The organism is Scytonema hofmannii PCC 7110, assembly GCF_000346485.2.
Classification (GTDB): domain Bacteria; phylum Cyanobacteriota; class Cyanobacteriia; order Cyanobacteriales; family Nostocaceae; genus Scytonema; species Scytonema hofmannii.
In genome coordinates, this window is record NZ_KQ976354.1 from 8,257,896 (window position 1) to 8,281,982 (window position 24,087).

Annotated in this window: 23 protein-coding genes; 11 read left to right on the top strand and 12 right to left on the bottom strand. The window is 42.1% G+C overall.

Annotated features, from left to right (window positions below):
• The first annotated feature begins 2 nt into the window (after positions 1–2).
• From WA1_RS34950 to nifT, 5 genes are all read left to right on the top strand, one after another.
• Complete coding sequence (locus WA1_RS34950) at positions 3–248, top strand: Asr1405/Asl0597 family protein (protein ID WP_017743386.1); 246 nt, start codon at positions 3–5, stop codon at positions 246–248.
• A gap of 123 nt (positions 249–371) precedes the next feature.
• On the top strand, positions 372–578 hold the full coding sequence (locus WA1_RS60595; RefSeq protein WP_081403001.1) for a DUF2949 domain-containing protein: 207 nt from the start codon (positions 372–374) through the stop codon (positions 576–578).
• Positions 579–950: 372 nt separating this feature from the next.
• Positions 951–2,087 carry a homocitrate synthase gene (gene nifV / locus WA1_RS34955; protein ID WP_017743384.1) on the top strand — a complete coding sequence of 379 codons (1,137 nt, stop codon included), beginning with the start codon at positions 951–953 and terminating at the stop codon, positions 2,085–2,087.
• Positions 2,074–2,367: a nitrogen fixation protein NifZ gene (locus tag WA1_RS34960; protein ID WP_017743383.1), complete on the top strand. Its 294-nt coding sequence runs from the start codon at positions 2,074–2,076 to the stop codon at positions 2,365–2,367. Before nifV ends, WA1_RS34960 begins: the two co-directional genes overlap by 14 nt.
• Before the next feature lie 54 nt (positions 2,368–2,421).
• Positions 2,422–2,625, top strand: coding sequence for a putative nitrogen fixation protein NifT (gene nifT / locus WA1_RS34965; protein ID WP_017743382.1), 204 nt, complete (start codon positions 2,422–2,424; stop codon positions 2,623–2,625).
• Between the two features lie 214 nt (positions 2,626–2,839).
• On the opposite strand, the gene WA1_RS34970 is transcribed toward nifT, so the two are convergent.
• Positions 2,840–3,292: a retroviral-like aspartic protease family protein gene (locus tag WA1_RS34970; RefSeq protein WP_017743381.1), complete on the bottom strand. Its 453-nt coding sequence runs from the start codon at positions 3,290–3,292 to the stop codon at positions 2,840–2,842.
• 271 nt (positions 3,293–3,563) lie between these two features.
• On the opposite strand from WA1_RS34970, the gene dps reads away from it, so the two are divergent.
• Positions 3,564–4,136 (top strand): DNA starvation/stationary phase protection protein Dps, encoded by a 573-nt coding sequence (dps, locus tag WA1_RS34975; RefSeq protein WP_017743380.1) that lies wholly within the window; start codon positions 3,564–3,566, stop codon positions 4,134–4,136.
• Between the two features lie 373 nt (positions 4,137–4,509).
• Positions 4,510–5,226 carry a pirin family protein gene (locus WA1_RS34980; protein WP_017743379.1) on the top strand — a complete coding sequence of 239 codons (717 nt, stop codon included), beginning with the start codon at positions 4,510–4,512 and terminating at the stop codon, positions 5,224–5,226.
• Between the two features lie 134 nt (positions 5,227–5,360).
• Here the strand turns inward: WA1_RS34980 and WA1_RS60600 are convergent, their stop codons facing one another.
• Both WA1_RS60600 and WA1_RS34985 read right to left on the bottom strand, forming a co-directional pair.
• Positions 5,361–5,495, bottom strand: coding sequence for a hypothetical protein (locus tag WA1_RS60600; protein WP_017743378.1), 135 nt, complete (start codon positions 5,493–5,495; stop codon positions 5,361–5,363).
• A gap of 156 nt (positions 5,496–5,651) precedes the next feature.
• Positions 5,652–7,430 carry a serine hydrolase gene (locus tag WA1_RS34985; RefSeq protein WP_017743376.1) on the bottom strand — a complete coding sequence of 593 codons (1,779 nt, stop codon included), beginning with the start codon at positions 7,428–7,430 and terminating at the stop codon, positions 5,652–5,654.
• Positions 7,431–7,644: 214 nt separating this feature from the next.
• Here WA1_RS34985 and WA1_RS34990 point away from each other — a divergent pair, with 214 nt between their 5' ends.
• On the top strand, positions 7,645–8,763 hold the full coding sequence (locus WA1_RS34990) for a sensor histidine kinase (RefSeq protein ID WP_066613115.1): 1,119 nt from the start codon (positions 7,645–7,647) through the stop codon (positions 8,761–8,763).
• Positions 8,764–8,829: 66 nt separating this feature from the next.
• Here the strand turns inward: WA1_RS34990 and WA1_RS34995 are convergent, their stop codons facing one another.
• The gene (locus WA1_RS34995) at positions 8,830–10,305 is read right to left on the bottom strand and encodes an IS5 family transposase (protein WP_026135401.1); all 1,476 of its coding nucleotides are present in this window, start codon (positions 10,303–10,305) and stop codon (positions 8,830–8,832) included.
• Between the two features lie 190 nt (positions 10,306–10,495).
• On the opposite strand from WA1_RS34995, the gene WA1_RS35000 reads away from it, so the two are divergent.
• The gene (locus WA1_RS35000) at positions 10,496–10,849 is read left to right on the top strand and encodes a sensor histidine kinase (protein ID WP_272819458.1); all 354 of its coding nucleotides are present in this window, start codon (positions 10,496–10,498) and stop codon (positions 10,847–10,849) included.
• On the opposite strand, the gene WA1_RS35005 is transcribed toward WA1_RS35000, so the two are convergent.
• The 8 genes from WA1_RS35005 to WA1_RS35040 form a co-directional block, all read right to left on the bottom strand.
• A complete protein-coding gene (locus tag WA1_RS35005; RefSeq protein ID WP_033336838.1) occupies positions 10,829–11,497 on the bottom strand; it encodes a response regulator in 669 nt (222 codons plus the stop codon). The genes WA1_RS35000 and WA1_RS35005 overlap by 21 nt on opposite strands.
• A gap of 161 nt (positions 11,498–11,658) precedes the next feature.
• The gene (gene murI, locus WA1_RS35010) at positions 11,659–12,468 is read right to left on the bottom strand and encodes a glutamate racemase (RefSeq protein WP_201789139.1); all 810 of its coding nucleotides are present in this window, start codon (positions 12,466–12,468) and stop codon (positions 11,659–11,661) included.
• A gap of 345 nt (positions 12,469–12,813) precedes the next feature.
• Positions 12,814–13,911: an NAD(P)H-dependent glycerol-3-phosphate dehydrogenase gene (locus tag WA1_RS35015; RefSeq protein WP_017750174.1), complete on the bottom strand. Its 1,098-nt coding sequence runs from the start codon at positions 13,909–13,911 to the stop codon at positions 12,814–12,816.
• A 23-nt stretch (positions 13,912–13,934) separates the two neighbouring features.
• Positions 13,935–15,473: an FGGY-family carbohydrate kinase gene (locus WA1_RS35020; RefSeq protein ID WP_148662831.1), complete on the bottom strand. Its 1,539-nt coding sequence runs from the start codon at positions 15,471–15,473 to the stop codon at positions 13,935–13,937.
• Between the two features lie 47 nt (positions 15,474–15,520).
• Positions 15,521–15,766: a hypothetical protein gene (locus WA1_RS35025; protein ID WP_017750172.1), complete on the bottom strand. Its 246-nt coding sequence runs from the start codon at positions 15,764–15,766 to the stop codon at positions 15,521–15,523.
• Positions 15,767–16,531: 765 nt separating this feature from the next.
• Positions 16,532–18,007 (bottom strand): IS5 family transposase, encoded by a 1,476-nt coding sequence (locus WA1_RS35030; RefSeq protein ID WP_026135401.1) that lies wholly within the window; start codon positions 18,005–18,007, stop codon positions 16,532–16,534.
• 362 nt (positions 18,008–18,369) lie between these two features.
• Positions 18,370–19,065, bottom strand: a complete 696-nt coding sequence (locus WA1_RS35035; RefSeq protein WP_017745979.1) for a class I SAM-dependent methyltransferase — start codon at positions 19,063–19,065, stop codon at positions 18,370–18,372.
• 108 nt (positions 19,066–19,173) lie between these two features.
• Positions 19,174–20,811, bottom strand: coding sequence for an NHL repeat-containing protein (locus tag WA1_RS35040; protein ID WP_017745978.1), 1,638 nt, complete (start codon positions 20,809–20,811; stop codon positions 19,174–19,176).
• A 994-nt stretch (positions 20,812–21,805) separates the two neighbouring features.
• Here WA1_RS35040 and WA1_RS61930 point away from each other — a divergent pair.
• Both WA1_RS61930 and WA1_RS35050 read left to right on the top strand, forming a co-directional pair.
• Positions 21,806–21,925, top strand: coding sequence for a GMC oxidoreductase (locus WA1_RS61930; RefSeq protein ID WP_419183626.1), 120 nt, complete (start codon positions 21,806–21,808; stop codon positions 21,923–21,925).
• A 351-nt stretch (positions 21,926–22,276) separates the two neighbouring features.
• Positions 22,277–23,428: an MFS transporter gene (locus tag WA1_RS35050; protein WP_017745976.1), complete on the top strand. Its 1,152-nt coding sequence runs from the start codon at positions 22,277–22,279 to the stop codon at positions 23,426–23,428.
• Positions 23,429–24,087 lie beyond the last annotated feature (659 nt).

Consider the following 24,087-nt stretch of genomic DNA (forward strand, 5'->3'; position numbering starts at 1 on the left):
CTATGTTGCAACCTTGTAGAGAGCAAAATTCAAGCGAGCATATTCTTGAGATTCCTGTATGCGATCGCTGGCGGATCTATCACCGCTTGCAAGAATTGACGATTCCGTGTTGGTGTCCCTCCGATGGTTCTCTGCGGGTACAAATTGATGGATGTCTGACAGCATTTCTCGTTCGCAGCACTGTCTTGCAATTGAGCGCAACTCGCCAAGAATTAATTGATTGGTTGGAGCGATGCTGGCAACCTTAAATGGTGGTATATACGTGTGTTGCTGATAACTTGTAAGTTTTTGAGATTGAGTTATGAATTATTACAGTAATACACAATTCATCAGTTTTTTACAAAAGGAGCTTTCACTAACTGCAGGAGATATTGCGTTCGCGAAGCGGCTGCTTTGCAGCATCGCTCTTAGCGCAAGCCGTACCCGGCTTATCGCGAAGCGCAAGCTGTACCCAGCTTATCGCACTGAGAAAACACGAGTTAGATAACGGACCATTAGCGATGCTGCTCTGGCAGTACGGATTAGTTGACATAGAACAATTAGAACGAATTTTCGATTGGTTGGAGACCAATCAGTGACCAGTGACCAGTGACCAGTGACCAGTGACCAGTGAACAGTGACCAATGACCAATAAATGATTTCTCGTTGCAAATTGTAGTGAGAATAACTGCAAGTGAGTGAACAAAACGATTAAAAAGAGAGAGGTACATTATGATTTCGAGTTTAATTGCTGGACTAAGCTTATTAATTTTATCAGGAGTTGCTAATACCTATATTAGCTATTTGCTGTTTGGTGAAGAAAAAGCACCAACAGATAAAAAGAATGTGTAATTGATTATGCTTATACATTACATACTTCTGAGGGTTGTTAGTAGTTAGTAGTTGGTAGTTAGTAGCTATTAACAACTAATCACTAACAACTAACCACTCATCCATTCGTAATTCAACTCATGAATCAAATTTTAATTAATGACACTACACTGCGGGATGGCGAACAAGCAGCTGGCGTCGCCTTTAACTTACAAGAGAAAGTCGCGATCGCACAATTTCTTGATGCCATTGGGGTTCACGAGATAGAAGTTGGCATCCCTGCAATGGGAGAGCAAGAAACACGAGCGATATCGGCAATTCATAACTTAGATTTGCAAGCCAAACTTCTAGGCTGGAACCGTGCTGTCATATCAGATATTAAAGCATCTATAGCTTGCGGATTGAAGCGAGTGCATATTTCCGTACCTGTATCGGGAATTCAAATCACTGCAAAATTTCAAGGTCAATGGCGGGTTACACTACAACAACTCAGAGACAGCATTAGCTTCGCCGTTGATAAAGGGCTTTGGGTAGCCGTTGGGGGAGAAGACTCTTCTAGATCTGATGAGAGTTTCCTCCTAGATGTAGCCAACTATGCCCAAGAATGGGGTGCATCGCGATTTCGGTTTTGTGACACTGTTGGCGTTCTCGACCCCTTCACCACATACGTTAAGGTAAGGCGATTGGTAACAGCATTATTGATTCCTGTAGAAATACACACCCATAATGATTTTGGATTGGCTACCGCCAATGCTCTCGCAGGAATTAAAGCTGGAGCCACATCCGCAAATACAACAGTCAACGGACTTGGTGAAAGGGCTGGAAATGCGGCATTAGAAGAAGTTGTCATGTCACTCAAACGCATCTACGGTGTAAATTTAGGCATTGACACTCCTCGTCTGTTAGAACTATCCCGACTTGTTGCCCGAGCATCAGGTTCTACCGTACCGCCTTGGAAAGCTATTGTCGGTGAAAATACCTTTGCTCACGAAGCAGGTATTCACGCTCATGGCGTTTTGCAAAACCCCTCAACTTACGAGCCTTTTGCTCCGGAAGAGGTAGGGTGGGAGCGGCGATTGGTTGTGGGCAAACATTCTGGCAGACACTTAGTATCGAACGTTTTGCAGCAACACGGTATCTTCTTAAACTCAGAAGAAACCAAATCTGTGTTAGAAGCAGTGCGACAAGAGTCGGTAGAGAAAAAACGCAGCTTAACCGTGCAAGAACTGTTGAATTTAGCAAAAGAGCAACAGAGGTACTCTCATGCAATTGGATGAACTAGAGCTAGGTCTAGAACCATTCTTTGATATAGGAGATAAAGTCCGACTTCGCAAATTAATCAAAAACGATGGCACTTTTCCCGGACTCGAAATAGGAACAATCCTCGCCAAGAAAGGAGATGTTGGCTACGTCGTTAGTGTAGGCACTTTTTTACAAAGGTCTTACATCTACGCAGTTCATTTTCTTCAAACTACGGGGTATGTCGTAGGTTGTCGCAAAAGCGAACTAGAACTTGTTGAGGAAAGCCAAGAAAACGCCTCTCCTGACGGGGAATGAGGACGATTTATATATAGTACATCCATAATACCACTAGAAAGCGGGAAAAATTTCATGAAAGTCATGCTGCGTCAAAATAATGCTGGAAATTTAGTTGTTTACGTTGCTAAGAAAGATTTAGAGGAAGAAGTTGTCAAGCAAACAGACGGAGCAGACGGCAAGATTTTCACCCTAGCAAATGGCTGGGAACTCTCATTTCCCAATTTGCCAGACCCATTAAAGCTACCTCAAACTGTAGAAGCTAAGCGCATTGCGTAAATTGTCATTTGTCATTGGTCATTGGTCATTTGTCCTTTGTCCTTTGTAGTGGCAAAAAACTAAGGACTTAGGACTAAAGACGACCTTTCCGAATAATAAGTTAAGTCGCGAGGCGGAAATAAACAAAACTATGTTACTAAATGTAAAAACGCCTGAAACTCTTACTAATGACGAATGACTAATGACAAAGGACAAATGACTAATAACAATTTACTTATATCCTGAATATTGGATATTCAGGATGTTTTGGATTAGGAATTAAACATTGATTCTTGCAATCTACAAGTAAATCTAACGTTTCCAATACAGTCTGACCAATTAACACTTCATCACCTGCAACTAAAGCAGCTTCGGTTGTTTCTCTTCCTTCGAGTTGAATAATTACAGGTCCAGTCAAGCCAACCTCTTCCTGTCTACCATCAGCGTACTTGGCTATTTGTTGACCTCGAATTCTTAAACCAAGCTTTTCTACGATCTCCCTTGACAGAACAGTGCGTACTGCGCCAGTATCTATAAGTGCTTGAGTCTCATATACGCGCAATTGATTTGGGTTAAGCAATCCTCGATTGACTAACTCTTCATCAACTGCGTTGATCAGCTTGACTTGCACTCTAACTTCGCCCATGCTTTTATTAGCTATATAATCGGAACGATTAAAACTTAACATTATTCATGTGCCTCGCAAATTTATCTTACCTGCGTATCTATAATTTTGTCTTGAGTAGGCTTTAGCTGACTTCAGCTATAAGCTTGACTTTTAAGTCAGGGCTACCTAAAGCTAGAAACTATACATTTTACCTATGTATCAAGACAAATTAATTAACAATCATTATAAATCCTTCGGATAAAAATCCATCTATCAGGAGAAGGTTTCCGAAATCAGACAAATATTTGTAAACTTAGTTGTGTCACGCCGATGAAAGAGAGAGTCGCTTACTATGACTGACAACAAACTTGCATCACGTCTTTATCCAACGCGTATTGATCTTCCCGCAGACGCACGCTCCAAGATAGTTACAATTCTCAACCAAACCCTAGCAGCCACTTCAGATTTAAAATCTCAAACAAAGCAAGCACATTGGAATGTCAAAGGGACTGACTTCTATCAATTGCATGAATTGTTTGATGAAATCGCAGGTGAGTTAGAAGAGTTCATCGATCTAGTTGCTGAACGGATCACTGCTCTAGGTGGCTATGCTTGCGGAACTGTACGCATGGCAGCTGCTAGCTCCATTCTACCAGAGTATCCCACAGAAATTATTGCCGGAATGGAGCACGTCACTGCTTTGGCGGATCGCTTTGGACCTTATGCTAAGCATTTGCGCGAAGCGATCGACAAAACCGACGATCTAGGCGATGCTGATACTGCTGACCTTTACACTGAAGTTTCCCGCACTATCGACAAACGCCTCTGGTTCCTTGACGCTCATTTACAAGCAGCTGCAAATACTTCAGGAAATGGTGTTCCAGCTACTGCTCAGAATCTGGACAAAGCCACGGCTAAAGTATGAAGTGTAAAGGATGAAGGATAAAATTAATTCCCAATTTTTGATTTCTCTGTGCTCTCTGTGTCTCTGCGGTTCAATAAATTCTTTTTAACCGCAGAGGGCGCACCAGAGCGCAGAGGAAAGAGAGTTTTTTTGTCTAAAAATTTGGTTCATTTTTACAAAGCTAGGTGGGTATTGCCCACCTTTTCTATATTTTGAATGATTTAGTATCTTTTTGGTAAGTACGGCACTTTAAAGTGCGTACTTTTCATTTTAAATATACATAGTCTAAGATTAAGATAGTTAAAAAAGAGTTGCAAGAAGACTATTTGTAATACTTGATGTTTCAAGAAACTTGCAAACATTAATTGTGAATTTTTAAGCGGAGGAAAAACTTATGGCTGTCAATTCTAAAACACACCTTATTCACGATCGCAACGCACGGGGTCAAAGCAAAACAGGTTGGTTGGATAGCCGTCACACATTTTCTTTTGGTGGTTTTTACGATCCAAACCGCATGGGCTTTCGTTCTCTGAGAGTGATTAATGACGATCGCGTCGTTCCCGGTGCAGGTTTCCCAACCCACGGACACAAAGATATGGAAATCCTGACCTATGTTTTGGAGGGAGCGGTAGAGCATAAAGATAGTTTGGGAAATGGCTCAATCATACTTCCGGGTGAAGCGCAAATCATGAGCGCTGGTACTGGTATTACGCACAGCGAATATAATCCTTCTGAAACAGAGCCAGTCCATTTTCTCCAAATTTGGATTCTTCCTAACAAGCAAGGGTTGCAACCAAGATACGAACAAAAAAGTTTTCCTATTGAAGAAAAACGTGGAAAGTTGCGTTTGATTGGTGCAAAAGATGGACGTGATGGTGCAGTGACTATTTATCAAGATGTTGATTTATACACATCTATTTTAGAGGCAGGTGATGTTATTAACTATCACGTTCAACCCAATCGTTATGCTTGGTTGCAATTGGCTCAAGGCGTAGCAACTTTGAACGGAGAAGAACTTAGAGCAGGCGATGGGGTACAGATTAGCGGAGAAGAACAACTTGAAATTAGCACAGATGTGGGTGCGGAAATCTTGCTCTTCGATCTAGGCTAATGTGTTTGATTGAGATAGTCTATCTATCTCACAAAACTAAATTAACTCTTGTGGGACGGGCAAAATGCCCGTCCTAACTTTTGAACTTTGCGAACAGATATTATCAAGCTTAAACGATTTAATCAACCATATCTTCAGTTGCGGTGTTGTTGCTCTTTGTTTTGATTAAAATGGTGTTGATCTAATTTCTCAGATTGCTCTTGCTGAGGCAATTTCACAAGTCCTATTCTAATCAAAATATCAATTGTCAGTAACCAAGCTCGCAGCATTTTACCTCTTTTACTCCCTTTCCGCCCGAAGATTACTTATTTAAATGAACCGCAAAGACGCAAAGAGCGCAAAGAAAGAGGAAAAGCAGATCAGTAATCTTATAGCACCGAAGGGAGTAGATATACCTTGGGAGTCTGCTCTTGCATCAGGTTAGTTCATCGTTCTTCAAAGCTAAGGATCGCTTCAACTACCTCATTCCCGAACTGGAGACCAACGCCATCTCTAAAACTGATGTTATTCATTGTCACTGCCGTAAATTGTTGATTTGGAGAGTAGAACATTTGTGTGGTACTCCCATCTGTACCGCCAGTATGCCCCCACAGTTCGATATCCTCTGTCAGCTTGATTTGTTGAAGTCCAAGACCATAGTTAAAGTTAGCCTGCGGATCTGAACCTGGGTAGCGGTCTTGCACCATCTGCTTGAAGGTGGTGGGTGCCAGCAACTCCCCATTGACTAGAGCTTGGATAAAGCGAGACAAATCAGCAGCCGTAGAAACTACGCCGCCATCTCCGAAGCCCCGTGCTGTGGGAGAAACAGAAGAAATTTCCAGGGTACCATCTGTTGAGAAAAAGGTAGTATATCCGGGCTGGAAGCTTCCTGGTACAACCTCCTGTGGAGCATAAAAAGAATCGTTCATACTTAGTGGCTCAAAAATGCGTTCTCGGAGTTGGCTGGCAAGGCTTTCACCTGTCACGGCTTCTACCACCAATCCCAGCAGAACATAATTCGTATTGCTATAGCTAAAGCCGTCTCCGGGTTGAAAATTGGTCGGCTTTCCGTCGATGTACTTCAGAAACTCTTGGGGGCTACCACTTTGTGTCGGATTGACCTTAAGAGCCTCGTTATACTCACCCAAGTAATCAGGAATACCACTACTGTGGTTCAGCAAATTACGTAGGGTGATAGTTTCGCTGTTTTCAATATGACTGCTAACCTCGGGCAGCCACTGGCTAAGGGAGTTGTCCAGACTTAACTGACCTTCTTGCATTAGTTGGAGTACGATCGCCGATACCATCGGCTTGGTCACACTCGCCACATCCAGGCGATCGCTCGTTTGCATGGGAGTTTGGTTTTTTAAATTACCGACTCCGCCTGCACCCGTCCAAACAAAGCCGTCAGGCGTTACAACTGCAAGTGTTGCACCGGGACTTTCTTGTTCGCTAACCCGATCCAAGGCGATTTGTAAATCCTCCATCAAGCTCGCATCTCCGAACAGAAAATCTCTGGGCGTTAGATCGTCTGAGTTGACACCGTGCAGTACTGCTAGTTGTTGTCCCTGGTAGAAAATGCTGGTACCAAAATCGTTCTCGCAAAAGCTGAGTTGGTCAAATGTCACCCCAAGTTTGAGAAATTTAATCGAGTCAATCCCAATTTGAAAGTCTTTAATTTGAGTTGCGCCCATAGTACCCTCACCAATGCAAAACTGATCGCTATCATGCCCGCCGCTGAAGATGTCGCCACCGTCACGATCAATCAGGATGTCACTACCATCACCTGCTAATAAGCGATCGCACCCAGTACCTCCGTCTAAAGAATCATTACCCTGATTCCCAAAAATTAGATCGTCTCCGGCTTGCCCAAATAACAGGTCATTGCCGCGATCGCCTACCAACAAATCCTTTGCACTACCACCAATAAGCCAATCCTGTCCAGAGCCACCTCTGAGGAAATCGCAACCCGCTCCCCCATGGAGATAGTCATCACCGTCGCCTCCCCTGAGTAGATCGTGGGCATCTCCCCCTATCAATATGTCGTTTCCACTTTTGTTCAGTAAAATATCGTGACTATAGTCTCCAGAGAGAGAATGAAGGGCTAATTCAGCAGAATGAGATTCCAAGTCTAGAAGATCTGCCCCTACAGTAAAAAAAATCTGGGGATGGTTCAACCCAACAGTGTCTGGGACTGTCCAAGTAGCCGTATCAGCACTTAGCATATGATCGTATTCAACTCCAAAAAACTTCAAGGGTGCAAATCCAATCCCAACACAAAAGATTGAATCCCGACATTCAAACTTTAGCTGTTATTCCCTTTGACAAACATCGACCGTGTAGACTGGCTATTCGGCGAGTTTTACACCTATCCGATCGGTCAATTTCAAATCTGAAGATTATGGTGTAGCATCGTGGAGTTGAATATCCCTAAAATTTATGCGACAATCGCTCTGGTTAGCTCAATGGTCGCAATTTATTCAAGTGATTTGGAACTGGCTAAGTCGATCTGCTCAATATTGGCTGGCACGCTTTAAGTCACCTCAAGAATCGACAGACTACTTGACCTGGAAACATCAATTTTTACAAAAGCGGTTACGTCTGGGACTATGGCTAGCGTTATTTTGGCATTTGATCGTATCGGCTGATGGTCTTCATTCTGTTTTGTTTGAGTTTGAGAGATTAAGAGCAATTGCCCTCAATTCCTATGGAGATGCAGGGATCGCCGCTCAATGGAGAGGGGCATCTATAGTCTACTATGTAGTCGCTAATGTCTTGATATTGGCTTGTTTGATTGGGCAAAAAACGACCTGGGGACGACGGTATCCTGAAGCACTATTTCTGCTTTTTGCCTGTTCCTTGAGCAATCTTGTACATATTATTTTCACTTTCTTCAGTCTTCCTGAAACACCAAACCCCCTGTTATTTCTCATTATTGCAATTCTGGTTCCAGTGCATTGGAGGTTACATCTCATCTATCAAGCCCTATCCATTGCCTATTATGCGATTTTCTATCCCATAACTGGCGTGGCTACCCTTGAGTACGCGAAGATCTACGATCTTTACTCAGGGGAAATTATTATCCAACTCGCTTGCGCTTGCTCGGTCAGCATTCTATCAGTATACCTATACGAACGCTTGAAACGCTCAGAGTTTGAAGCTAATCGCCAACTACGGATATTTCTGCATTCTGTGTCGCATGATTTACAGACTCCAGTTGTTGGTAGCTCAATCGTGTTGAAAAGCTTGTTGGATAAAGCTACAAATGAAGATGATAAGCTTGTAATAAAGCGATCGACAATCGAACGGTTACTGCAAGGGAGCAATCACCAGCTTGCCTTGATTAATTCTCTTCTCGAAGCTTACACTGCTGAAACACAAGGTATTATTCTCCATTGTCAACCAACTCGACTAAAGCCGTTGGTAGATTCAGTCTTAATCGATTTAAGCCACAGTTTAACCAAAAAACGCATTCAACTCATTAATCACATCACGGACGATCTCCCTATTGTGAACGCCGATGCAAACCAGCTTTGGCGGGTATTTAGGGCTTGCTGAAAAAGTCAGAAAACAGCAAGATAAGAATTGATTAGTTACTCAACAAGGGTCTAATATAAGCAGATGCTATCTATGATTTAAGGACTGATTATTTTCAATAATAGTAAATGGGGAAAAAGGTGTAGTTTTAAAAAATAGACATAAAAAAGCATAAAATAGCCGCGAGAGCTGAGTAGAAAGATTCATCACTAAAAAAGTAATAGCAATTGCAGTTTCAGAAGTATGAGCAAGTTTCGTCATCACGCGATTGAGGCTAAATCTTCTTTTCCCCTGTCCAAATTTTCCCTCAATACAATTACGAATTCTCTCAGATTCTAAATCTTGTTTCTTTTTTTCTTTACTAACATTAGCTGGGGGTCTTCCTAAAGGAGGTCCGCTCATTATAATACCTCTTTCTTTACACCAAGCTCGGTTCTCTCTTGTGCGATAAATTTTATCAACATGAACAGATTCTGGATAGTACCCTGTGTAATTTTTAAAGGCTTCTACTTGAGCTTTTAAGTCTCCTGATTCATTAAAATTATCCCAACTTATATGGTCTAAAAATATATATCCTTCAAAGCAACTAGCAGACAATTTTGCCCCAAATTCTACCGATTTACCAGCTTTCCCTCGGACAATTGGACGGATATGTGGTTGGGTTAAACTGACAATGCGGTCGTCAATACTCTGTTTTTTATTTTCATACAACCAGAGTTGTTGACGGTAGACTTCTGCAACTACAAGCAACATCTTATATTGTCTGTGACTTAAATCTTCCAGAGAGGCTCCTGAAATAATTAGCTGTTCAATATGAGATAAGTTTCTTTTGATATATTGAAGTTGTTTTCTAATTGCTTTTCTCCTGTCTTTTTGGGAAACGCGACGTTTTTTAGCGACTGCTAGATAATCCTTTCTAGCCCTCTCTCTATAGGTTCTTGGTTTTTTCTCTAATTGACCCAAAGTCTGTTCGTAAAGTAAGTCTATAATTTTCTCTGTCTGTTTTCTTGCTTGATTGAGTAGCTCTAAATCTGTCGGATAGCTGATATCACCCGGAGCACAAGTTGCATCTATTATTAATTTTCCCCGATTTTTGGGTGTCTCACCTTCTTCTTCTGGTGATTCTGTTTTTTTTTCAGATAGTTTAGAAGATGTTGCTTCTAGCATCTTCTTCACCATTTCTTGATTCACTTTGTTAACAAGCTCCACACTAATTCTTTCCCGAAAATGTACCAACATTGATGCATCAAATGGAGCTTCATTACTATAATATGACATTCCTATAAAGTACTGTAGATAAGGATTTTCTTTAATTTGCTCTACTGTTTCTCTATCGCTTATCCCCAACTTTTCTTTGATTATTAATGCCCCTAATGCCATCCGAAAAGATTTGGCAGGTGCTCCCATCTCTACTGAGAAAAATGAAGAATATTCTTCTTCAAATTCTGTCCAAGGAATGAAAGCAGCCATCATTACCCAACGATTATCTTCTGATAACTTGCCCTCGAACGGGAGTTCAAAGTTTTCAGTTGGGATTGAAGTTTGTCCCTGTTTTCGGTACATGGTTACTAACAGCATACTTGATGCTGCCGCTCGCAGTGATGCAAGCATTTTTGGCTATTCTACCCTCCTCTCTTGCACCTGAATATACTTCTATAGTCTGAGAATTTAGAGACTGTCTCCTTTTTTTCTTTTTCAGCAAGCCCTATTTAGTAACCTCATCGGGAATGCACTCAAGCACAATCCTCATGGAATTCAGCTAACGTTGGATGCGAATGTGGTAGAATCTGGGCAGATCTGCAAGCAGGTAAGAGTATGGGAACACAACGGAGTGGAAAGCGTGAAACAACTCGTTCAGCCTCAAGCTCCAATGCTGCTCTGTATGGTACGAGATAGCGGCATCGGTATTGCTCCAGAGCAATGCCAGCACTTATTTGAACTCTACGCACGTGGGACAAAGGCACGGTACACGCCGGGATTAGGATTAGGGCTGTATCTTTGCAAGCAAATTGTTGAGGCGCATGGTGGTAAAATTAGCCTTGTTAGTTGTGTGGGCGAAGGATCGACGTTTTGGTTCACCTTGCCCTTAGACCCAACCCGATCTTAGCGCCGCAACAGCTACTTGTACCCGGTCATCAACTGCTAACTTGCTCATAATGCTGCGGATATGGACTTTTACGGTGCTGAGGCTAATGTGCAGCATTAGTGCAATTTCGGGGTTACTGTGCCCTTCAACAATTAGCTCTAGCACCATACGCTCTCTTTCACTTAGTGGATTCGCTGCTTTAGCACGAACGGCGGGCTGTAGGTGTTTAACGACGCACTGAGCAATTTGAGGATCGAGATAGGCGGCTCCATCTTGAATGCAGGCGATCGCCATCACCAACTTTTCTAATCCTAAGCCTTTCACACAATATCCATCTGCCCCGCTTGATAGAGCCGCAATAATTTCCTGTTCTGATTTATGCGAAGTGAGCATCATTACCCGTACCATTGGCAAGCTAGCTTTAATTTTCTGAGTAGCAGCAATGCCATCCAGCTCCGGCAAACCAATATCCATAATCACCAAATCTGGCTTAAGTTCAAGCGCTGCCTCAATGCCAGAGTAACCATCCTCCACTTGACCGATAATTTGCAATTGAGGATATTCTTCCAAAAGATGCTCTAAACCCAAACGCATCACTGGGTCATCTTCCACAATTAGGATGCGCGAATCGGAAAATTGAAGGCTAAAAGTATCTGTTAAAGAGGGCATGAGCAAGAAGCAACTATCACCTATAATCATAATACTTGCTTTATTACCTCAAATAACCTGTAGGGAAGTAACGCATATATGCATCTTTCTGTCAACCCCGATTTGTTTTTAGTTGCCTACGGTAAAATCTATCGCAACACGGGTGCAATGACACTAGGCATTCACGCAACCGTTTGAGGCAGCCGTTGCACGGTTACTGCGTGACCCCATAGAGTAGAAATGACACCTTGCGTTGTCTGCATCTTACCACTCGTCCAAAAATGCTCACTACCAGGTATCAGATCTACATTCAATAGATTCTGCGCTGCAAGTACCCGCGACAGCTGACGCGTGACAGCCACGCCCGTATCGATTATGGTCACACTAGGTCCCACTACATCGTCAATGAGTGGACCGAGGAAGGGATAATGCGTGCAGCCTAGCACAAGTGTATCTGCGCCAGCCGTCAACAGTGGTGCCGTATACTGCTCAATCAATATACGCGTCATCGGACTGGTGAGGTCACCAGCCTCGACTTGCGTAACAAGTTGCGGACACGCTTGTGTAAGGATCGTAACGCTTGCTCCAAAGCGTTTTCGCAATGATTCAAACTGAGCACTCGCGGACGTCGCAGCAGTTGCAAGTACACCCACGATACCCGTTTTAGTTAACGCTACTGCTGGCTTCACAGCAGGCTCTACCGCAATAATAGGTACGGAAAACGTTGCGCGGAGGTTTGCCACTGCGGCAACAGTTGCAGTGTTGCAAGCAATCACCAGTGCCTTTGCACCCTGTACAAGCAGAAAACGGGTAAGCTCCAGCGCACGCTGTTGGAGATACTCTGGCGTTTTGGTGCCATATGGAACGTGACCGGAGTCTGCTATATAGCACAAGTGTTCGTGGGGTAGCTCCGTGCGAATAGCACGTAACACCGACAAGCCACCTACCCCAGAGTCAAAAACGCCAATTGGTGCGGAAGGGTTCATACACATAGTGCGCCGCTTAACTGTTCCAAGCGCTTGCGATTATATCCTATCTAACCCACATTCCGCACTCCAATTTAGACTAAACTAAAGTTGTGGAAGTGTGTTAAAATCTGAGCACATAAGTATCGATGCTTGCACCATCCCTACCCTGAAAGACCAGAGGATCGATTAGGGTCGAGACGTACAAGTTCGGTCGCCAGATTGGTTCTGGTCAAAAATAGGCACAGACTAACTGTCTGTTATAGGGGCAAGAAGACAGCAAACACCATCTTCTAAGAGGATTGAGAAGACCTTATAGGTACAGAATCCCCCTAATATTTATCTAAAAACGAGCGCTGTTAGTTCACCTATCTATTTAATCATTAATCGATAAGTTTGTAATGGTGTTTTCGCAGCGCCAGTAGCAAAGAACCTATCCCAAGGAATAATTGCCGGAGCATCATGACAGACTATGTCGATCATGGTGCGTAATAAAGGTAGGGCGATATCATCCAAATCACCTTTGTGGAGCATATTTTCTACCGTTTGCCCAATTGCTAAAGCTAAGGAAGCACCTTCAACAGTATCATTTGGCATATATTCAGCTTTCGCTTGGCTGTAGGGGATACCCAAACCTAGCAAACGACCCATACGGCTGTTACGTCCACCCTGACAGGTAACGTACAGATCTCCGGAACCGGGAAGAGTGTAAACGCTTTCGGGTTTACCTCCCATCTTGTTTACCAAGTAAGCTGTCTCCCACATACCTTGAGCAAAGATAGCCGCAGCCAAATTGTGCATTTCTGCATCATTGACAGCTTTACCTGCTTTTTCCAAAAAGCCGATAACTAAGCCAACAGCAAGGGCGTAGACATTTTTCAGAGCGACACACACTTCAGTGCCGATTGTATCGGTACTTGTCCAAATGTGATAGTAAGGAGTCCGCGCTAACTCTGCCAAGTGTGACAACAAAGCTTGATTTGTACTGGTAAACATCACGCAAGTATGGCGGCGGACTGCTAATTCTTGGGCAATGGAAGGACCGCCAATAGCTGCAATTTGGATGCGATCGCTAATAGTATTTGGCAAATTAGCGCATATAACATCAGGCAAAATTGATAGTTTTTCGCCATCACCTGCCAATCCCTTCGTAACCATTAATATGGGAATATCTGCTGACAATACTGAACTGAGAGCAAGAGCCGCCCATTTTATACCGTGAGAATTAACGCCAATGACAACCAAGTCTACACCTTGTATGGCTTGACTCAATTGGTCATAGCTATAAGCTGTAACACTTTCTGCTACCTGGATACCCAAACGGGGATGGGGAAAGCCCGCTTGTAACTTGGCAATAATATCACCGTCTAGGTGCGTACCAACTAAATTAACGATATGTCCGTTATCAGTGAGAGGTACACTTAAGGCTGTTCCCATCACGCCTGCGCCTAAAATTAAAATTTTCACCATGAAAGCCTCCAATCCCTAACTAGTTATTGCTCAACTTGAGTTAAATCAGTTAATCGCTGCACTAATGACTGCAAGGTAGGAAATAATGGTTTATAGACTTCAGTATACAGTTTTTCGTAAACAGCTTGGTTTTGGGAATTTGGTGTAAAACGTGACCCCATACCCGTCATTGATTCAGCAGCAATATGAAGATCGGGATACCACCCCACTGCAACGGATGCGAGAATACCCGCTCCCAAACAAGTGGCTTCGGTAGTCGTAGAACGTACTACTGGTACATCCGTAATATCAGCAACAATTTGGCACCAAAGATTGCTTTGACTACCACCACCCATAACTACATATTCGCTGAACCTTCGATCCATTGCTGCCATGACTGCATCCCCTACAAGTCTTTGTTCAAAAGCAATCCCTTCCAGAATTGCCCGATAAAGATGTTCCCGTCCATGTGTTCCCGTCCAACCAATAGTAATACCAGAGGCGCTGGCATCCCAATAAGGATTCATGACATAATTCCAGTAAGGTACTAACATCAACCCATCTGAACCTGGAGGTAATTTTGCCGCCGCTGTTTCCAGAATTTCTTCCGGACTGAGGTTTAAATTAGAATCGCGCAAGTCACGGGCAAATTTTTCTATAAACCAATTGATCGTGAATACACCGCCCAATAACACGGTTTCCAGAAAATAAGATTTTGGCATGGGCGCATACATAGTACGGAAGGCTGGATTGACTAGATAATCACTGCTTTGGATACCACTGACGATCGCAGTGCCTAAGTTTAGATAGGCGCGGTTATTGCCAACAGCATTTGCACCCAAACCCGCACACTGACCATCTCCAGCACCAGCAATTACGGGTAAACCGGAAGGCAATCCTGTCGCTGCTGCTGCACTTTCATTGACATAGCCAATTATCGAACCTGGTTGTACTAAGGAGGAAAATTGTCCTTGTTGTAGTCCCAAACAGGTGAGTAAATCATCTGCCCAAGTATTAGCTTGCATATCCATGACTCCCATTGGGTCAGCAGAAGCTAAACTAGTGCGGAAATTGTTAGTCAAATGGTATACTAAGTAGCCATGAACGTCTAAGAATTTGTAGGTGCGGGTAATAGTTTCTGGTTCGTGCTGGGTAAGCCAAATAATTTTGGTAATGGAAGGAGTCATCGCATTTGGTTTACCCGTTAGTTGGTTAATTTTTTCTGCGCCGATTTTCTTTGCCAAAAAATTCACTTGCTGACGGCTGCGTTTGTCCATCCAGACAATGGCATTGCGAACTGCTTTACCTTCACGATCTACAGGTACAAAAGTTTCCCGTTGATGGGTAATACAAACTGCCTCTACCCGTTTTTTATCTACTTGCAGAAGCAATTGCTTGATAGCATTACAAGTGCTTTGCCACCATTGGGCTGCATCCTGCTCGTACCAATTTGCTTGCGGCTGTAATAACGGATATTGTGCTCTTCCTTCGGCTATAGATTTTCCTTCTTTGTTCCAAGCGATCGCTTTACAGGCAGTTGTACTACTATCGATTCCTATTATTAACTGGTTGTGATTCATCATAAGACATCAGGCGAACTTTGTTTGTATTAGAATGAGTTGAAATCTAACTACTCAAATCGTGCCAGTAGCTCTTCGCATGACCAGCTCGAAAACTGCAAGAGCAAACTCGCATATTCAGTAGCAGGTAAATTCAAGATAGGCGGAATAATGGCTGCTAACTGTGAATCTAACTCCCCAAACCGCGCTAAAAGTAAGTTTTCCACAATTTCACGTCGCTCCTGCTCCTTGCCGATCTCCACTCCCCTCAATTCGGTCTGTTGTTCCCATTCTAAGTAAGCTTGTGATAAGTTCATAATTAATTCCCTTTGTTCGGTATCAGGATTGCTGGCAAATTTACATTTTGTAATATAGTTTGGTTGATTTCTGCCTAGCTACTTAATTCGTATTTTATATTTAAAGAAGAGCAACTTTTTGCTAAATTATATGGGGATCTTTAAAAACGATTTTTTGTCAAGTTCTTGTTAAGAAGGGAAATATTTGGACAAAGAGCGTTAAAAACAGAGATTTACCTTTGGAAACCAACCGCACACCAGGCTACATGGTATAAGGGATGAAAGACAGCGATCGGGTCTGTACTGTTTACAGTTAAAAATAATCGCGTTTACCTTTATGCGACTAATGCCAAATTTTGTTTAATAAAAACCTCCTTACCCAGCTATACTGCAAGGTAGTTTGATTGAACGAAGGAAGAAGAAAGAAGAAAGAAGGAAGGAAGAAGTTTTGTGCGTGAGATGGGGATTCAGACCTCAAGATAAAAACGAGCAACCCTAAGGGGATGGGGTTTTAAACCCCTATATGAAGCCACATGAAGGAATTCCAACTTCGGTCCAACATCAACCTTCACACCGATGGATAAATAAGCTATATCTTTTGCGTGACTCGATAGCCGATGGTCTACCAAATATAAGTTTGCCTGTTTATGAATTATTCAATTGCTTGTGAGGGTAAACACTCACAAGCTATGAAAGCGAGGCATAGTTAGGGCTTGCTGAAAAAGTCAGAAAACAGCAAGATAAGAATTGATTAGTTACTCAACAAGGGTCTAATATAAGCAGATGCTATCTATGATTTAAGGACTGATTATTTTCAATAATAGTAAATGGGGAAAAAGGTGTAGTTTTAAAAAATAGACATAAAAAAGCATAAAATAGCCGCGAGAGCTGAGTAGAAAGATTCATCACTAAAAAAGTAATAGCAATTGCAGTTTCAGAAGTATGAGCAAGTTTCGTCATCACGCGATTGAGGCTAAATCTTCTTTTCCCCTGTCCAAATTTTCCCTCAATACAATTACGAATTCTCTCAGATTCTAAATCTTGTTTCTTTTTTTCTTTACTAACATTAGCTGGGGGTCTTCCTAAAGGAGGTCCGCTCATTATAATACCTCTTTCTTTACACCAAGCTCGGTTCTCTCTTGTGCGATAAATTTTATCAACATGAACAGATTCTGGATAGTACCCTGTGTAATTTTTAAAGGCTTCTACTTGAGCTTTTAAGTCTCCTGATTCATTAAAATTATCCCAACTTATATGGTCTAAAAATATATATCCTTCAAAGCAACTAGCAGACAATTTTGCCCCAAATTCTACCGATTTACCAGCTTTCCCTCGGACAATTGGACGGATATGTGGTTGGGTTAAACTGACAATGCGGTCGTCAATACTCTGTTTTTTATTTTCATACAACCAGAGTTGTTGACGGTAGACTTCTGCAACTACAAGCAACATCTTATATTGTCTGTGACTTAAATCTTCCAGAGAGGCTCCTGAAATAATTAGCTGTTCAATATGAGATAAGTTTCTTTTGATATATTGAAGTTGTTTTCTAATTGCTTTTCTCCTGTCTTTTTGGGAAACGCGACGTTTTTTAGCGACTGCTAGATAATCCTTTCTAGCCCTCTCTCTATAGGTTCTTGGTTTTTTCTCTAATTGACCCAAAGTCTGTTCGTAAAGTAAGTCTATAATTTTCTCTGTCTGTTTTCTTGCTTGATTGAGTAGCTCTAAATCTGTCGGATAGCTGATATCACCCGGAGCACAAGTTGCATCTATTATTAATTTTCCCCGATTTTTGGGTGTCTCACCTTCTTCTTCTGGTGATTCTGTTTTTTTTTCAGATAGTTTAGAAGATGTTGCTTCTAGCATCTTCTTCACCATTTCTTGATTCACTTTGTTAACAAGCTCCACACTAATTCTTTCCCGAAAATGTACCAACATTGATGCATCAAATGGAGCTTCATTACTATAATATGACATTCCTATAAAGTACTGTAGATAAGGATTTTCTTTAATTTGCTCTACTGTTTCTCTATCGCTTATCCCCAACTTTTCTTTGATTATTAATGCCCCTAATGCCATCCGAAAAGATTTGGCAGGTGCTCCCATCTCTACTGAGAAAAATGAAGAATATTCTTCTTCAAATTCTGTCCAAGGAATGAAAGCAGCCATCATTACCCAACGATTATCTTCTGATAACTTGCCCTCGAACGGGAGTTCAAAGTTTTCAGTTGGGATTGAAGTTTGTCCCTGTTTTCGGTACATGGTTACTAACAGCATACTTGATGCTGCCGCTCGCAGTGATGCAAGCATTTTTGGCTATTCTACCCTCCTCTCTTGCACCTGAATATACTTCTATAGTCTGAGAATTTAGAGACTGTCTCCTTTTTTTCTTTTTCAGCAAGCCCTAGTTAATTCAGGAGAGCACTAGTTTGTTCAGTCTTTTAGTATCGTAAGTTTTACACTGACAAGATTCTATTATTTACAAAACTACACAAGGTCTTGAACCCATGCATCACAACTAGGACTTATGCACTGTACAAATTGAACCTCGTATGTTTTGTAAAAAATAGTAATCCTAAGCGCGAATCATCCCATGTGACAGTTGAGAGTGCGGAATCTGGGTTCTAAGAAAGGACTCTGACAGCAACACGCTCTTTAAGTGGAACATTTTGAGTATACCAGGGTTCACCCATCGATCCGTATTGGGCGTATTCAGATAGTTCTTGCGTTTCTTGAGTTCCATTGATTCCAATCCATTGAAATTGTTTCTTTGAAGCCAGAGCAAATTCGTAAAACGCCTTTAACTCATGTTCTTCAAATCCAGGATATCCAATCAGCTCGTCGAAAACGATTATTGAACCTTCTGTGAGTTTTTCTCCTAAATACCTGAAGATAGTTTTAGTTGATGAATAAAGATCGCAATCAACGTGCAACAAAGATATATACTCCTGGGTGTGAGCAGCGATAAATTGAGGAATAGTATCTTCAAAAAGACCTTTTATGAGAGTCGCATTGCTTTTTACCTGGGGTAATCCTGGTTGCTTAAAAGCGCCTTTAGGTAATCCAGGACGCCAATCAGATGGTAATCCCTCAAAACTGTCAAATCCATAAACAGTTCCTTGTAACCGATACTCACAGATAAGATTGAGGGTATGTCCGCTAGCAACACCAAACTCTAACCAAAGACCATCTTGATTAACAAGCTTCTCCCGCAAGACATATTGGAGAGGTGAGATTGGCAACTGCATTCCTGGAAGAATACGACAGCTATCTTCCACGAATCTGTTGAAGTCCTGATGAAAATTAATAATGTTCTGCATATTTTCTAATGAAGCAGTGATATTGCTTAAAAATGTTGTTCTAGGACGCTGTTCGATCGCATACAACCCAGATGTGTTAAACCATTGAAGTTGCGTAAGTCCTGTCTTCTATAAAAATTTTTTAAGTTTAACGGTGCGAACAGAATTATCTCTATCTCCTGTTACGTACACTGTGTCACCTGCTATAGCAACTCCTGTCAGCCCGTAAGGTGGGGTTCCGTCTGGGGGACCCTCAAAGCCAATAGGCAAATTCTTCTTTAAAATAAAACTTTTGCCCGTATTGATATTAATTGCTTTAAGACTTTGAGTACCAACTTCAGCAACCACTGCAATACCACTGGAATGGTAAGCAACACCCTCTGGAGAAGATAAATTCGTTGCGATGACTTGACGTTCTCCAGTTGCTAAATTGATTCGCGAGAGTTGATTACTGAGAAATTCCGTGACCAAAACAGTAGAGTCGTCCACTTTTGCCAAACCCGTCGGGCAACCCAAACCCTCTACCACTGTACGTCTATTGCTACCGACTTTGTCCAAAATCTGTATGAGTTGACCTCTGGCACAATCAGCAACTACGATACTGTTGTCTGCAAGCTCAACCGCATCATAGGGTACGCTAAAACCCGTATAGGTATCCAATACTTCCCCCGTTTCCCGATTGAGTCGCTGCACGACTCCTAAAAACCAACTGCTGGTAGTTGCGTTTTGGTCATTAATAGAAACAGTAAGGGGGAATTGAAGGGGCGTTACGATGCTCCGTACTGTCTTTAGTATGCGTCCGCTTAGACGATCTAAAATTCGATAGGAATAGGCATCAGCAATATATAGAGAGTTACCGTAAGCAGCAATTCCACCAGGGAAAGTTACTCCAGAACTCTTGATAACAGGACGAACTTTACCAGTTTCCGTATTGACTTCATTAATATCGCTATCCACAAAGTTGGTTGCGTACAATAAATCGTTAGAACCAAAAGCAAGATTGTCAAGTCCCGGTTGCAACCTTGCTTTCTCCTGAGTTTGTCCGGTTATTGTGTTCACATAGAGAACTTGACCCGTTGCACTATCTAAGGCAAATAGCTCGCCCTTTGAATTAAATTTAATGGCAATGGGACTCACCAAACCTGAAGCTACCCGTTCTACAGTGCCAGTATCCACATTAATTCTGACAATCTCCCCTGTAAATTGAAGGGGACTGTACAAAAGCCCATCAGCACCAAACTCGAAAGCATTCAATCCCGGTAGATTGAGAATCAAGCGTGGAGGAGTTGCTCCTGTTGGGTCAAGTTCGTAAAGCCCCGTGTTTTGCAAACTCAAACTTTGAGCGACGAAGATGCGATCCTCAGCATTTTGTGCGATCGCATCAATGCCACTGATACCCGAAGCTAGAGTTTTGAAGTTACCTGTCTGCGGGTCAAAGTTTCTCACCTCACCACTCAGTAAAGCCGTGTAAAAAAATTGATTGTTTGGAGTAAATAAGAAATCATCAGCCTGACCAAAGGGGCGATCAAGAAATACCTCGTATTCTCCCGTCACGGGATTAACTCGATATGTAGTCTGCTGTATCACGCTTCCTACATACAGTTGTCCTTTTGGATCAAAATTAATACCGTTGAATCCTTTAAAGGGCGACGGCGGTACCAAGACTTCATCAACTGCTCTAGCTGAAGCTGAGCCTATCCCAAATAAACAAAAAATACTTGTTAACAAAAGTCCCCACAACCAACACCTGCTGCTTAAATCTCGCATCTCTACCTCTACTCATAAAGTGATGAACAATCTTTCTTCAACACGGACCAACAAAATTCAAACTATCTTAATTAAACCACTAACACGGTCTTCACGTTATAAATCAGGACTTACGCAACGTCAACGATATTCAGGGGTTTTCACGTGTTGCAGATCTCCCCAACCCCCGATAAATTGGGGGGGTTTTGCGTAAGTCCTATAAATAAATCTGCTATTAGGATACAAGGAAACCCTTGTCAAACAAATAAATCCTCGCTTGTATAGTTGTCGTCTCTGTAAGCCTCTTTATCTAAGTTAGAGAATTGAAACCTGCTTTGTGACTCAACCTCAAATTTTCATGTCTCTAAAATATTGAAGATAATTTCAATTGTCTATAGGAAAAAATAGGAGTCAAAAAGATAAAATTGCAAGATAAAAAATTAGATAATTCAGATGTGGTGAGGGTTTTTACAGTTTGTAAGTTCTACTGACTTTTTCCTACTTTCTAAGTATTTTCCCTAATTCGTTTGATGAAAATATCCTATTTTTTCCCATTGTACTCTGGAAAATCTATGAGACATATAGAAATGGTGACAAAAACCAAAAAGTAATTCTCGACTGTAGCAGTAGTGTTGATGGCGTCCAGCGATCGTAAGTACTAGTCTTTATGAAAGTACCCGCCATGTATTTGTAGACAAGCACGAATAACTTGAAGAAAAACTTATCACTCTGTACCAAGCGTTAATTTAAAGGATACCGAAGGATTCTATAACGTCCCGCAAGCAACTCGCAATGGTCGCCGAAATGGTGTACGCGAAATCATTAGAGAGACCGCTGCCGCGCTGCCAAATAATTTGATTGTTAAAACCAATACCTTAGTAACTCGCGTACTTTTCCGTGGTAAGGATGCAATTGGTGTATAGTACCTTGAGGGCGCTCATCTTTATCGTGCCGATCCGCAGGCTCCACCCGATGGACCAGAACCCGGACCGAGAAAGGTCAATTGAATGACCCAATGGCTGTGGTGGATAGTGAATTCCGCGTTCATGGTACGCGCAATTTGCGGATCGTAGATGCTTCAGTCTTCCCGCACGTTCCTAGTTACTTTGATTGTCACACCAATCTACATAATTAGTGAGAAAGCAAGTGATTTTATATTAGCAAGCGCTAAAAGTCAAAGGATCTTGCCTGTATATGAAATTAACGAAGGAAGAAAAAAGAAGGAAGACCGAAGTTGTATCCCCATCAATAAATTGAGGGGATTTGAAATGGCAAAAATCTTGATTTTTCCATCAATAAATTGAGGGGCTTGTACCTTGTTTGGAAGAAGGAAGAGAAATTCCCTCTTCCCTCTTCCTTCTTTCCTCTTCCTTCTTCCTTATTTCGGTCAGTGAGTCTCTTTCCTGGCTGTAATTAATAGCTAATTGTTTGTGTAGCGATCCAATTGTTACCATGCTATCATTGTGCTCTCAAATAATGTAGCCAAATGCGAATTGCGATCGCTCTCTCTTTCTATGCTTTTATAGCAATTGGTATTGCGGAAGGAGGTTTAGGCGTCTTAATACCCTCCATTCAAGAAACATACAACTTGACTTCTGCTAGTATCTCCCTACTTTTCTTAAGCCAAGTCACAGGTTATATTTTTGCAGCGTTAGCAAGCAGTATCTTGAGTAGCAGTATGGGAATGGCGCGAATGTTACTGCTAGCATCCACTGTTCTCACCTGCGCCCTTGTGACTTATGCTCTCAGTCCTTATTGGTGGTTGATGGTTGCTACAGGCACATTCCTCGGTCTGGGAATCGGTCTAATTGATGCTGGCATTAATAGCTACATTGCTAGCGAACAACAGCAGGCTGACTTAATGGGGTTGCTACATGCATTTTATGGTATCGGAGCTTTGTTAGGTCCAGCAATAGCTACCACACTCCTGGCATTGAACGTGCAATGGAGAGGTATTTACCTAGTTTTTGCAACTTTTGTTGGAATAATGGTAGCAGCAATGCTTTGGGCAGTTGTGTACGACTACAAACCTTTGAATAAGCGCGTACAAGTGACGGAAACGAATGCGATCGCCAATCTACGTGTAGCCCTTACAACTCCTATCGTATTTCTAGCTGCAATGTTCTTACTTATTTATGTAGGTACGGAAGTTTCAGTTGGAAACTGGGCTTATAGCGTACAAAGTCTCAGCCGTGGCACACCAAAGTTGCTTGCAGGTTACAGTGTCAGTGGCTACTGGGTAGGGCTTACCGTAGGACGTGCGGTGACAGGACGTATCGTTAATCGGTTAGGTGCTGTTCGTACTCTTGATAGTTCCTTGCTACTGCTTGGACTTGGTTTAGTTGCTTGGTGGTTACTACCAAATCAATTACTGAGTTTACCAATAATTGGCTTTGCACTTGCCCCCATATTTCCGCTAACAATATGGTTAATGCCGCAGCGAGTACCACCAGGTATCGTTCCAGCAGCAATTGGATTTATGACAAGCATTGCTAGTTTGGGTGCAGCAACTATTCCTTCTGCTGTTGGTACTTTAGCAACTCGTTTTAGCTTGGAAATTATTCCAGTTTTGATGCTTCCTCTCGCAATAATTATGACGATTTTGCATCGTTTGTTGGTACAATTCCGCATTAGGTAAGCAATCCTGGCAAAAAATTGCTGACCATCACTAGAATAGGCTAACTCTTTGAACTCCTAGGCATGCTAGGTAAATAAAGGAGATCGCCATTTAATAATGCTTTTACTTTTTTGTTTGGATAAGCGGTTTTGTTTTGTTGTAAATTAGCGATCGCTTGTTCGTGATTCCAATTTGGTTCAAATCCTACACGCACGCCATCCCAGAACAACTCGTAGCCGACTTTTTTACCATCTAAGATACCCTCAACTCGTTTATTTGGATAAGCGGTTTTGTTTTGTTGTAAATTAGCGATCGCTTGTTCGCGGTTCCAACTTGGTTCAAAATTCTTAAAGAGCGTCTTTTTGGCTTAACTAATAGTGAGGGAAATCATGGGGAAGATGTTAAAGAGTACTACTTTTATCTAGACTCAACCCCAACCCACTCCTACTTAAAAGCCTTATACAAGTATCCTCAGACAGAGTTTTCCTATAAATGCTCAGTAGAAGAAACGGGTTGGACAGCATTGATTGTGAGATTATTAGGGTGTAGGGGGTAGGAGGTATGGGGTAGGAGCAAGATTAGAATAACTTCCGCAAGAACTGAAAAGACAGCAGGCTAACTTTTTATGTAAGCTAGCAATAGCATTCTTCTTTGGATAGATAAGAGAACTGGAGGGAAGC

Coding starts and splice junctions, on each gene's coding strand:
- WA1_RS34950 (WP_017743386.1), top strand. CDS start 3: ATGTTGCAACCTTGTAGAGAGCAAAATTCAAGCGAGCATATTCTTGAG.
- nifV (WP_017743384.1), top strand. CDS start 951: ATGAATCAAATTTTAATTAATGACACTACACTGCGGGATGGCGAACAA.
- WA1_RS34960 (WP_017743383.1), top strand. CDS start 2,074: ATGCAATTGGATGAACTAGAGCTAGGTCTAGAACCATTCTTTGATATA.
- nifT (WP_017743382.1), top strand. CDS start 2,422: ATGAAAGTCATGCTGCGTCAAAATAATGCTGGAAATTTAGTTGTTTAC.
- WA1_RS34970 (WP_017743381.1), bottom strand. CDS start 3,292: ATGTTAAGTTTTAATCGTTCCGATTATATAGCTAATAAAAGCATGGGC.
- dps (WP_017743380.1), top strand. CDS start 3,564: ATGACTGACAACAAACTTGCATCACGTCTTTATCCAACGCGTATTGAT.
- WA1_RS34980 (WP_017743379.1), top strand. CDS start 4,510: ATGGCTGTCAATTCTAAAACACACCTTATTCACGATCGCAACGCACGG.
- WA1_RS60600 (WP_017743378.1), bottom strand. CDS start 5,495: ATGCTGCGAGCTTGGTTACTGACAATTGATATTTTGATTAGAATAGGA.
- WA1_RS34985 (WP_017743376.1), bottom strand. CDS start 7,430: ATGCTAAGTGCTGATACGGCTACTTGGACAGTCCCAGACACTGTTGGG.
- WA1_RS34990 (WP_066613115.1), top strand. CDS start 7,645: ATGCGACAATCGCTCTGGTTAGCTCAATGGTCGCAATTTATTCAAGTG.
- WA1_RS34995 (WP_026135401.1), bottom strand. CDS start 10,305: ATGTACCGAAAACAGGGACAAACTTCAATCCCAACTGAAAACTTTGAA.
- WA1_RS35005 (WP_033336838.1), bottom strand. CDS start 11,497: ATGCCCTCTTTAACAGATACTTTTAGCCTTCAATTTTCCGATTCGCGC.
- murI (WP_201789139.1), bottom strand. CDS start 12,468: ATGTGTATGAACCCTTCCGCACCAATTGGCGTTTTTGACTCTGGGGTA.
- WA1_RS35015 (WP_017750174.1), bottom strand. CDS start 13,911: ATGGTGAAAATTTTAATTTTAGGCGCAGGCGTGATGGGAACAGCCTTA.
- WA1_RS35020 (WP_148662831.1), bottom strand. CDS start 15,473: ATGATGAATCACAACCAGTTAATAATAGGAATCGATAGTAGTACAACT.
- WA1_RS35025 (WP_017750172.1), bottom strand. CDS start 15,766: ATGAACTTATCACAAGCTTACTTAGAATGGGAACAACAGACCGAATTG.
- WA1_RS35030 (WP_026135401.1), bottom strand. CDS start 18,007: ATGTACCGAAAACAGGGACAAACTTCAATCCCAACTGAAAACTTTGAA.
- WA1_RS35035 (WP_017745979.1), bottom strand. CDS start 19,065: ATGCAGAACATTATTAATTTTCATCAGGACTTCAACAGATTCGTGGAA.
- WA1_RS35040 (WP_017745978.1), bottom strand. CDS start 20,811: ATGCGAGATTTAAGCAGCAGGTGTTGGTTGTGGGGACTTTTGTTAACA.
- WA1_RS61930 (WP_419183626.1), top strand. CDS start 21,806: ATGGCTGTGGTGGATAGTGAATTCCGCGTTCATGGTACGCGCAATTTG.
- WA1_RS35050 (WP_017745976.1), top strand. CDS start 22,277: ATGCGAATTGCGATCGCTCTCTCTTTCTATGCTTTTATAGCAATTGGT.